We start from the raw sequence: 10,321 nt of genomic DNA on the forward strand, positions 1-10,321 counted from the left end.
ACCGCGCGAGAGGCACAAGATGACAGAAGCCACCACCCAGGCCGGCCCTCGGCCATCCCGGACCGTTAACCAGGACCCCGATGCCATGCCCCCGCTGGGCAAGGCGATTCCCCTGGGCATCCAGCACATCATGGCGATGTTCGCCGGTAACGTGACACCGCCCATCATTATCGCCGGGGTGATCGGCGCCACCACCGGCGAGCAGATCTTCCTGATCCAGGTCGCGCTCTTCGTGGCCGGTATCGCCACCCTGGTCCAGACCATCGGCATGGGCCCCATCGGCGCCCGCCTGCCCATCGTCCAGGGCACCAGCTTCGGCTTCCTGCCGGTGGCCCTGCCCCTGGCCGGCAGCTTCGGCCTCGCCGCGGTGCTCGGCGCCTCCCTGATCGCCGGCCTGCTACAGGTGGTGCTGGGGGCCTTCCTGAAGAAGATTCGTCACTGGTTCTCGCCGGTGGTCACCGGCATCGTGGTGCTGTTGATCGGCATCACCCTGATGCCGGTGGGCCTCAAGTATGCCGCCGGCGGCGTGGGCAACCCCGACTTCGCCTCCCCCACCAACCTGGGCCTGGCGCTGTTCGTGCTGGTGGTGACCATCGCCGTGCACCAGTTCGGCCGCGGCTTCCTCAAGGCGGCCTCCATCCTGGTGGGCCTGGTCAGCGGCTACCTGGTCTCCATCGCCCTGGGCATGGTGGACTTCTCCAGCGTCGCCGACGCCGCCTGGTTCTCCTTCCCCAAGCCCTTCCAGTACGGCCTGGAGTTCCATCTGACCGCCATCATCGGCATGGCCCTGATCATGTTCGTGGTGGGCCTGGAGACCATCGGTAATATCTCCGCCATCACCATCGGTGGCGCCGGGCGCATGGCCAAGGATCGCGAGCTCTCCGGCGGCGTCATGGCCGACGGCGTGGCCACCTCCTTCGCGGCCATCTTCAACACCCTGCCCAACACCGCCTATGCCCAGAACGTGGGCCTGATCACCCTGACCGGCGTGGTCAGCCGCCACGTGGTGACCATCGGCGGTATCCTGCTGATCTGCATGGGCCTGTTCCCGAAACTGGGCGGCCTGGTCGCCGCCATGCCGCATGCCGTCCTGGGCGGCGCCGGCGTGGTGATGTTCGGCATGATCGCCTCCGCGGGCCTGAAGATCATCAAGGAGTGCGACCTGAACCAGCGCGCCATGCTGATCATCGCCGTCTCCCTGAGCCTGGGCATCGGCCTGCCGGCGGTGAAGGAGATCGCCGAGACCATGCCCGGCCAGTTCGGCCTGCTGCTCAAGTCCGGCCTGGTGCCGGCGGCCCTGGCGGCCCTGCTGCTGGATGCCATCCTGCCCGGCAAGCCCAAGCGCGAGCTCGCCGAGGCCGACGAGGCTGCCGCCGCCGCCGAGGTTGCCACTCCCAAGGAGTAATAGCGGCAGACACCCGCCCGCCTTGAACGCCAAGGGCCCGGCATCTCTGCCGGGCCCTTGGCGTTTCTGCGCTTGATGGAGCCTGCCTTAGCGCTCCAGGCCCATGGCCCGCCGTGCCAGGGCACGCCGCAGCGGCCCCACCAGGTTGAGGCCGATCAGCCCCGCCGCCCGGGCATGGGAGAGCAGCGGATGATCGATGCCGAAGAGGCGCACCAGGCCATCGCTGAAGCGGATCACGTTATGGCGATCGCGATCGCGGCGTGCCTCGAAATCCCCGAGCACCGTCGTGGCACCAGGCGATTGACCGTCCGCCAGGCCGGCCTCCAGGGAGGCGACCAGGTCCATCACCCCACGCAACGCCAGGTTGAAGCCCTGGCCGGCGACCGGGTGCAGGGCATGAGCGGCATTGCCGAGCACCGCCAACCCCGGGCGCACCGTCTCCCGGGCGGTGATCAGCGAGAGCGGGTAGCTATGGCGCTGCCCCACGCGGCGAAAGCGCCCGGCGCGATCACCGAAGGCGCGCTGCAGCCGCCACAGGAAATCGCTATCGGAGAGCGCCAGGGTCTCGGCCTCGCTGCCCACGGCATGCGTCCAGACCAGCTCCATGCGCCCGCCCGTGAGGGGCAGCAGGGCCAGGGGCCCCTGGGGGGTGAAACGCTCATAGGCGGTGCCGCCGTGGGGGCGACTCACCTCCAGGTTGGCGATCAGGGCCACCTGGTCGTAGGGGGTGGCACGGCTGTCGATACCCAGGCGCTCCTTGAGGCCGGAGCGCCCCCCATCCGCCAACACGGTCAGGCCGGCCTCCAGGCACTGGCCATCGCTCAGCGCCAGGCGATAGCCCCGCTCGCCGGGAGCCATCGACTCGACCCGAGCCGGGCAGTGCCAGGCCAACGGCAACTCCGCCAGGCGGCGGTGCAGCACCCGGCCCATCCAGGCATTGGGCAACACATAGCCCAGGGCCTCCACCGAGAGCTCCCCGGCGGCCAGCCGGGTGGCGCCCAGGCGTCCCCGCTCGCTGATATGAATCCGGCGGATCGGTTCCGCCTCGCGGGCCATGCCCTCCCACAGCCCCAACTGCTCGAAATGCAGCCGGGAGCCCTGGGCGATGGCGCTGGCCCGGGCATCGAAGCTGGGCTGCCAGTCGCCGTCACCGGCCTGGGGCAGGGGAGCCGCCTCGATCACCGCCACCTCGAGACGATGGCGGTGGATCAGGGGGGCCAGGGCGCAGGCCAGGCTCGCCCCCACCAGGCCACCACCGATGATGGCGATATCCACGGGCCGTGCCGGGGCCTGGTCTATGCTGTGGCTGGGCATCTGCATCTTGCCTCTCTAGTGAAACGACCACCGGCCTGGCGCCGGCGCTTCCGTAACGTAATTACGTAACTAAGAAAACCTAACCACCATACTGATCAAGGATTGACCATCAGGGCCTCGATTTCCTCGACTCGCTTGGGCACGCCGGCGGAGAGCACCTCATGCCCCTCGGCGGCCACCGCCACATCGTCCTCGATACGAATGCCGATGCCGCGATAGGCCTCGGGGATATCCGCCTCGTCGGGCAGGTAGAGCCCCGGCTCCACGGTGATCACCATGCCCGGCACCAGGGGGCGCGCCTGGCCGTCGCGGCGATAGGCGCCCACGTCGTGGACATCCAGCCCCAGCCAGTGGGAGGTGGAGTGGAGATAGAAGCGGCGATAGCGCTGCTCGGCGATGCACGCCTCCAGCTCGCCCTCCAGCAGGCCCAGCTCGATCAGCCCCGCCGTCAGGTCGCGCACCACGCCGTCGTGGATCTCCACCAGGGTCGCGCCGGGGCGCACCGCCGCCACGGCCCGTTCCTGGGCATGTAGCACCACCTCGTAGAGGGCCCGCTGAGCCGCCGAGAAGCGCCCGTTGACCGGGAAGGTGCGGGTGATATCGCCGGCATAGAGATCGAACTCGGCGCCGGCGTCGATCAGCACCAGGTCGCCGTCGCGAAGCGGTGCGCGGTTCTCGATATAGTGAAGCACGCAGGCATTGGCGCCGCCGCCGACGATGGAGGCGTAGGCGGGACCGCTGCCACCCTGCCACAGGAACTCGTGCTCCAGCTCCGCCTGCAGGTGGTACTCGGCCAGTCCCGGGCTCGCCAGGGCCATGGCCCGGCGATGGGCCCGGGCCGAGACCTCGGCGGCATGGCGCATCAGGGCCAGCTCCGCCTCGCTCTTGATCAGGCGCCGCTCGTGGATCAGCGCACTGACATCGGCGAAGGCCCGCGGCGCCACGGCGCCCTGGCGCTGCTTGGCCAGCAGCTCGCCACGCAGGGACTCGCCCAGGGCCAGGGCCGCCGCGTCGTCCAGCGGCAGGTAGAGGGTCTCGCGACCATCCAGCAGGGCGGCCAGGCGCTCGTCCCGCTCCCGGTTCTCGAAGGCCTGATCGACGCCATGCCGGGCCACGGCCCCCTCGGCGCCGAGGCGGATACCGGTCCAGGCCTCCAGGGCGGGATCGCGATCCTGGCAGAAGAGCACGCACTCGCCCTCGGCCCGCCCCGGCAAGAGCAGCAGCAGGGCCTCCGGCTCGGGAAAGCCGGTGAGGTAGTGGAAGTCGCTGTCCTGGCGGAAGGGGAAGTCGCTGTCGCGGCTGCGGGTGACCAGGCCGGCAGCGGGCAGCAGCACGGCGCTATGGGGGGGCAGGGCGTCCATCAGGGCACGGCGCCTGGCGCGATACTCCGCCAGGCCGATGGGGGCCGGGCGAGGCAGTCTCTCTCGACTCATGGGGGCTCCTGAAACTGTCGAAAAATCAGTGTTCTTTCGGTGGCTGCTCGACCTGGGGACGTCCCGGGTGCTGCTCGGTATAGAGCAGCATGGCGGCCATACGGGCGTGCTCGGCGAGGGCGAAGAGGTCGTTCTCGTTCTCGCTGCTCTCTTCCAGCTCCGCCTCCATGCCGGCCAGGATCTCCAGGTCGGCCAGGGCCTCCTTGAGATTATCGGACCAGGCCTGGCGCTTGTCGGCATCCACTTCCGCCAGCACTTCCAGGAAGCCCTGGGTCCACTCCTTGAGCCCACGGGCCTGCTCGGCCAGGGAGAAGAGCTCATCGGGCAGCAGGGGGGCGTAGTCGAGGCCGGCGGCGCTCAGCGCCTCCAGGGCCTGGCGACGCCAGGCCAGGAACTGCTCGGCGCTCTCGGGATCCCGGGGTTGCTCCACCCCCAGGGCCAGGCACAGCTCCTCGAGCCAGGCCTCGGCGGAGAGGTCATGCAGCGCCAGGGCGGCGGCCAGGCGGCCATCCAGGAAGGCGGGCGATTGCAGGCTGTTGTGTAGCAGAAACAGGTCGGCAACGGTGGAGAAATCGAGACGATCGTTGATCAGGGACATGCCAGAAGCTTCCGGGTCATGGTGGGTGGGGCCGCCATTGCGCCGGGTTCGTTGACCACTTGCGAAGGGCTCTCTTATAGTGGCGGCTCGACTCATAGTAACGCATCGCGCCGCCCCTTGGCCTGCCCCGGAGTCCCCATGACCGATGCCTCACGCCCGACCTCCGAGATCACTTTGCTGGGACGCAGCTATGTGATCGCCTGCCCCCCGGAAGAACAGGAGGCACTGCTGCGTTCGGCCCGCTACCTGGACCGGGCCATGCATGGCATTCACGCCCAGGCCAAGACCCTGGGCAACGAGAAGATCGCCGTGATGGCGGCCCTCAATATCGCCCATGAGTTGCTTCAGTTGCTGGACGAGCGCAAGGACCAGGAACACGGCCTGAGCCAGTTGCATGCACGACTGGAGCAGGCCCTGGGCCCCGTCGACGATAAATAGACCGGGAAGCCGATTCGCGCCTTGGGAGGGGGTCGCCTCTCTGGTAGGATGAAGAGGTTCCCTGGAGTGTGCGCCAGTCGTTATAGTCCCTCGAGCCTATGAGCAATACCCAGGGGGCCATCAGCTAGACGGGCCCGTGTGCATGTCCGTGCGTCGGAAAGCCTGACGGTTCGTCTGCGGCCACCCACCTTGAACCACTGGGTTCAAGGGCCAGAACGACAGCGGCATTCTGGGGAACACTTAACGCTGCCATGAAAGATTTCACTGCCTTCGACGCCCCACCGGCGCCACCCTCCGCGCTGGCCACCGAGCGACAGACCCTGCGTCGTGAGCTGCGTCGCCGGCGTCGCGCCCTGACCGCCAAAGCACGCCAGCAGGCCGCCGAGGCCCTGTGTCGCCGCCTGCGCACCCTGCCCGAAGTCCGACGCGCCCGTCGCCTGGCCCTCTATCTGCCCAATGACGGCGAGATCGATCCCACCCCGCTGATGTCCTGGCTACGCCGCCGCGGCTGCCGCCTCTATCTGCCGGTACTCTGCCCCCTGGCGGAGAATCGCCTGTGGTTCGTCCACTACCATGCCGGCACCCCCATGGTGAAGAACCGCTTCGGCATTCCCGAGCCGGATACCCGCCACGGCGCCCACCGCGCCCGCCGCTTGCCCGCCTGGGCCCTGGACCTGGTGCTGATGCCCCTGGTGGGCTTCGATCCCCGGGGCGAACGCCTGGGCATGGGCGGCGGCTTCTATGACCGCAGCTTCGCCTTTACCCGCGGCCCGGGGCCCCGGCCACGCTTGGTCGGCGTGGCCCACGACTGCCAGCGCGTCGAGGCCCTGCCCAGCGCCAGCTGGGACGTCCCTCTGGATGCCATCGTCAGCGACCGCGAAGTGATTCGCCCCTAGCCCGGAACTGGCATATCGCGCCAGTTGGGACATTCCACTCTCCCCCTAAGCCAAGCCATCATCAGCGATAGGGAAGTGATTCGCCCCCAAGCCCCTCTTCCAGATACGAAAAAACCGGCAGGATCGCTGCCGGCTTAATGCGGTTTTCTGGTCATGGCACTGGTGCCTGCCTCGGGATCAACTGCCGACCAGGGCCTGGGCATAGCCGGTGGCGACGACGCCAATACCAAAGGCCAGTACCAGTGCCATGACCAGATCGGGCTTACGCTTCATTACCTACTCCATGGAATTCAATGGTCGTTGAATGTTGCAAATTGTTATCGATCGCCACTGGTGGCGACAGGCCCGACTATAGGCCGATGACCATTGAATAACAACCGGGCAAAGCATCAAAAAACGTAAGGAAACGCCGTTCTCTCAAGGGTTGCGGCGTAAGTTGGCACTCACGTACACGACCCCTCGGCAATTACGCCATAAAGAGGCGGTAGGCGGGGTTCTCCGACTCCTTCCAGTAGCGATAGCCGATGGCGTCGAAGTACTCCTCCACATGGGTGCGATCGCCGTTGGGCACCTGCATGCCCACCAGCACCCGCCCATAGGCGGCCCCGTGGTTACGATAGTGAAACAGGGAGATATTCCAGTCGTGGGGCAGGTGGGTCAGGAAGTTCATCAGGGCCCCGGGACGCTCGGGAAACTCGAAGCGATAGACCTCCTCGTCGAAGTGTTGCTTGGGCCGCCCGCCGCCCAGGTGGCGGATATGCAGCTTGGCCAGTTCGTTGTCGGTGAGGTCCTCCACCGGATAGCCCGCCTCGCGCAGCTTGTCGATCAGCGCCTGGCGGTCCTCGCCGCCGGGCTTGACCTGGACGCCGACGAAGATATGCGCCTGCTCCGGGTCGGCGTAGCGGTAGTTGAACTCGGTGACCATGCGCTTGCCGACGGTCTTGCAGAACTTCTTGAAGCTGCCGGGCTTCTCGGGAATGGTCACGGCGAGGATCGCCTCGCGCTGCTCGCCCAGCTCGGTACGCTCGGCGATATGCTGCAGGCGGTCGAAGTTGGTGTTGGCCCCGGAGTTGATGCACAGCAGGGTCTCGCCCTCGGCGCCGGTCTGCTGGATATACTTCTTGAGCCCGGCCAGCGACAGGGCACCGGAGGTCTCGGAGACGGCCCGGGTATCCTCGAAGATGTCCTTCACCGCGGCGCACATCTCGTCAGTATTGACGGTGATGACGTCGTCCACCAGGTCGCGGACGATGGAGAAGGGCACCTCGCCGATCTGGGCCACGGCGACCCCCTCGGCGAAGACCCCCACCTGATCCAGCACCACCCGCTCGCCGGCCTCCAGGGCCGCCTTGAGGCAGGCGCTGTCCTCGGACTCCACGCCGATGATCTTGATCTCGGGGCGCAGGTACTTGACGTAGGCCGCCACGCCGGCGATCAGGCCACCGCCGCCCACCGGCACGAAGATGGCGTCCAGGGGGCCGCTGTGCTGGTGGAGGATCTCCATGCCGATGGTGCCCTGGCCGGCCACCACGTCGATATCATCGAAGGGGGGGATATAGGTGTAGCCGTGCTCCTCGATCAGCGTCTGGGCATGCTCGGCGGCGGCGGCGAAGGCATCCCCCTTGAGCACCACCTTGGCACCCCGGGCGCGCACCGCGGCCACCTTGATCTCGGGGGTGATCCGGGGCATCACGATCACCGCCTTGACCCCCATCAGCCGGGCGGCCAGGGCCAGGCCCTGGGCATGGTTGCCCGCCGAGGCGGCGATCACGCCCTTGGCCTTCTGCTCGTCGCTGAGCTGGGCCATCTTGTTATAGGCGCCGCGAATCTTGAAGGAGTAGACCGGCTGCAGGTCCTCCCGCTTGATCAGAATCTGGTTGTTGAGCCGCCGCGAGAGGAAGGATGCCGGAGAGATCGGCGTTTCCCGGGCCGCTTCGTAGACCCGGGCCTGGAGAATCTTCTTGACTGTATCTTCGAGCATCCTGATATCCCAAGACGCGCGGCCTGATTGCCGCACGGAGTGAAGCGAGAGAGGAAAAGAGACTATTGGTAGCAGACCCTTGGGCACCCCGTCCAGCCCGGGCCATCCAAAGCCGGGGCGCACTGCCCTATAATGGGGCCACATTCATTCAGTCCCATGGACCCGCTCCCATGACCCAAGACGAACTCAAGGCCGCGGTGGCCGCCGCCGCCATCGACGAGATCCGCCCCCATCTGCACCGCGACACCATCCTCGGCATCGGCACCGGCTCCACCGCCAACCTCTTTATCGATCAGCTGGCCAGGCTGCGCGATGATTTCGCGGGGGCGGTGGCCAGCTCCGAGGCCAGCGCCGAGCGGCTGAAGGGGCATGGCATCGAGGTCTTCGAGCTCAATTCGACCGGCAGCGTGCCCTTCTATATCGACGGCGCCGACGAAGTGAACGCTCACCTGCATATGATCAAGGGGGGCGGTGCCGCCCTGACCCGGGAGAAGATCGTCGCCGCCTGCGCCGAGCGGTTCATCTGCATCGCCGACGCCTCCAAGCGGGTGACGACCCTGGGCGAGTTTCCGCTGCCCGTCGAGGTGATTCCCATGGCCCGCTCCTATGTGGCCCGGGAGCTGGTCAAGCTGGGTGCCGATCCGGTCTATCGGGAGGGAGTGATCACCGATAACGGCAACCAGATCATCGACTGCTATGACTTTATGATCGAGGATCCGGTGGCCATGGAGGCACGCCTCAACGCCATCGTCGGGGTGGTCACCAATGGGCTCTTCGCGGCCCGCGGCGCGGATGTGTTATTGCTCGGCACCGAGGCCGGCGTGGAACGGCTTATCCCGGCCTGATCACAAAGGTGGAAGAGGGCACCCGCGGCGCGGATATGCTGCCTTTCATTGCCACCGAGACCGGCGTGGAACGGCTTACCCCGGCCTGATTTCCCCGAGAGCAAGCGCCTACTGATCCTGGAAGGGCTGCCGCGATAGCCCTTCCAGGGTGCGCGCCAGGGCGCCGCGGTTGGCGGCCACCACATGGCGTCCCGCTTCGCCGAGACGACGCCGCGCGGCCGCGTCGCCGAAGAGCGCCACCAGTCGCTCGGCCAACGCCGCGCCATCCGCCACTTCCACCAGCGCCTCGGCGTGACGCAGCACCTCGGCGACATCCTCGAAGTTGGCCAGGGCCGGGCCGCTGAGTACCGGCACCCCCAGGGCCGCCGGCTCCAGCAGGTTATGGCCCCCCACCGGCACCAGGCTGCCCCCCACGAAGGCCAGGTCTCCCGCCCCGTAGAGGGTCATCAGCTCGCCCAGGGTGTCGCCCAGGTAGACCGTCGTCTCGGCAGCCACCGCCTCCTCCCGGGAGCGCCTGGCGGTACCCAGGCCCCGACGCCCGCAGAGCTCGGCCACGGCGTCGAAGCGCTGGGGGTGGCGAGGCACCAGGATCAGCAGCGCCTGGGGATAGTCTCGCCGCAGCCGGGCATGGGCATCGAGAAGCTGTTCGTCCTCGCCCTCATGGGTGGAGCCGGCCACCCAGACCGGGCGCTCGCCCAGCCAGGAACGTAAGCGCCGACTCGCCTCGAGCACCGCATCATCCGGCCGAATATCGAACTTCAGGGAGCCCACGACGCTGGTACGTTCGGCGGCCATGCCCAGGGCCCGGAAACGCTCGGCATCCGCCGCCGACTTGGCGGCCAGCCAGTCGACGCAGCCCAGCGCCTCGTGCATCAAGGGGCGCAGGCGCCGATAGCCGCGGAAGGCCCGGGGAGAGAGGCGGCCGTTGAGCACCGCCACCGGTACCCCATGGCGCCGGCAGGCGGCCAGCAGGTTGGGCCACAGCTCGGTCTCGAAGAACAGCGCCCGGGCCGGACGCAGCCGGGCCACGAAACGCCGCGCCGCGCCGGGAAAGTCCAGGGGCAGGAAGGCATGCGTCACCCGGCCCCGGCCCGCCGCGGTGAGCTGCTCGGCCAGGGCCAGGGCACGCTGGGCCCCGGTGGCGGTCATGGTGGTGATCACCAGGTGCTCGCCGGGACGGGCCAGGGCCTCGATCAGCGGGCGGGCGGCGACCACCTCGCCCAGGGAGGCGCAGTGCAACCAGGTGGCCCGCTCGCCGGGCGGCGAGGAAGGAATCAGCCCCAGGCGCTGGCGACGCGGGTGAGTGGGCAGTGACTCACGCCAGGCCCGGCGCCAGATCAGCGGCGCCAGGCCATAGAGGGCCGCCGAGTAGAGCCAGCGTGGCCAGCCCATCAGCGCTTCCCACGCGCGA

9 protein-coding genes and 1 other RNA gene are annotated in these 10,321 nt (G+C 68.0%); 5 read left to right on the forward strand and 5 right to left on the reverse strand.

The window, feature by feature from the left end:
- Window positions 1-19: 19 nt before the first annotated feature.
- Entirely contained in the window at window positions 20-1,405 is a 1,386-nt protein-coding gene (locus tag ACZ5EF_RS19690; RefSeq protein ID WP_346060871.1) for a uracil-xanthine permease family protein, read from the forward strand.
- Window positions 1,406-1,492: 87 nt separating this feature from the next.
- Here ACZ5EF_RS19690 and ubiH read toward each other — a convergent pair whose 3' ends face one another.
- The 3 genes from ubiH to ACZ5EF_RS19705 all read right to left on the reverse strand — a co-directional run bounded on the left by ubiH (window position 1,493) and on the right by ACZ5EF_RS19705 (window position 4,750).
- Entirely contained in the window at window positions 1,493-2,725 is a 1,233-nt protein-coding gene (ubiH, locus tag ACZ5EF_RS19695) for a 2-octaprenyl-6-methoxyphenyl hydroxylase (RefSeq protein ID WP_346060870.1), read from the reverse strand.
- Window positions 2,726-2,814: 89 nt separating this feature from the next.
- On the reverse strand, window positions 2,815-4,152 hold the full coding sequence (gene pepP, locus ACZ5EF_RS19700; protein ID WP_346060869.1) for a Xaa-Pro aminopeptidase: 1,338 nt from the start codon (window positions 4,150-4,152) through the stop codon (window positions 2,815-2,817).
- Between the two features lie 25 nt (window positions 4,153-4,177).
- Window positions 4,178-4,750: a UPF0149 family protein gene (locus tag ACZ5EF_RS19705; protein WP_346060868.1), complete on the reverse strand. Its 573-nt coding sequence runs from the start codon at window positions 4,748-4,750 to the stop codon at window positions 4,178-4,180.
- A 138-nt stretch (window positions 4,751-4,888) separates the two neighbouring features.
- On the opposite strand from ACZ5EF_RS19705, the gene ACZ5EF_RS19710 reads away from it, so the two are divergent.
- From ACZ5EF_RS19710 to ACZ5EF_RS19720, 3 genes are all read left to right on the forward strand, one after another.
- A complete protein-coding gene (locus tag ACZ5EF_RS19710) occupies window positions 4,889-5,188 on the forward strand; it encodes a cell division protein ZapA (protein ID WP_346060867.1) in 300 nt (99 codons plus the stop codon).
- Between the two features lie 55 nt (window positions 5,189-5,243).
- Window positions 5,244-5,428, forward strand: a non-coding RNA gene (gene ssrS, locus ACZ5EF_RS19715) — 6S RNA.
- An 11-nt stretch (window positions 5,429-5,439) separates the two neighbouring features.
- Complete coding sequence (locus tag ACZ5EF_RS19720) at window positions 5,440-6,084, forward strand: 5-formyltetrahydrofolate cyclo-ligase (protein ID WP_346060866.1); 645 nt, start codon at window positions 5,440-5,442, stop codon at window positions 6,082-6,084.
- Between the two features lie 466 nt (window positions 6,085-6,550).
- On the opposite strand, the gene ilvA is transcribed toward ACZ5EF_RS19720, so the two are convergent.
- Window positions 6,551-8,065, reverse strand: coding sequence for a threonine ammonia-lyase, biosynthetic (ilvA, locus tag ACZ5EF_RS19725; RefSeq protein WP_464122637.1), 1,515 nt, complete (start codon window positions 8,063-8,065; stop codon window positions 6,551-6,553).
- Window positions 8,066-8,235: 170 nt separating this feature from the next.
- Here ilvA and rpiA point away from each other — a divergent pair, with 170 nt between their 5' ends.
- Window positions 8,236-8,910: a ribose-5-phosphate isomerase RpiA gene (gene rpiA, locus ACZ5EF_RS19730; protein WP_346060864.1), complete on the forward strand. Its 675-nt coding sequence runs from the start codon at window positions 8,236-8,238 to the stop codon at window positions 8,908-8,910.
- A gap of 108 nt (window positions 8,911-9,018) precedes the next feature.
- Here the strand turns inward: rpiA and waaA are convergent, their stop codons facing one another.
- A complete protein-coding gene (waaA, locus tag ACZ5EF_RS19735; RefSeq protein WP_346060863.1) occupies window positions 9,019-10,302 on the reverse strand; it encodes a lipid IV(A) 3-deoxy-D-manno-octulosonic acid transferase in 1,284 nt (427 codons plus the stop codon).
- Between the last annotated feature and the right edge of the window lie 19 nt (window positions 10,303-10,321).

The organism is Bisbaumannia salifodinae, assembly GCF_055388505.1.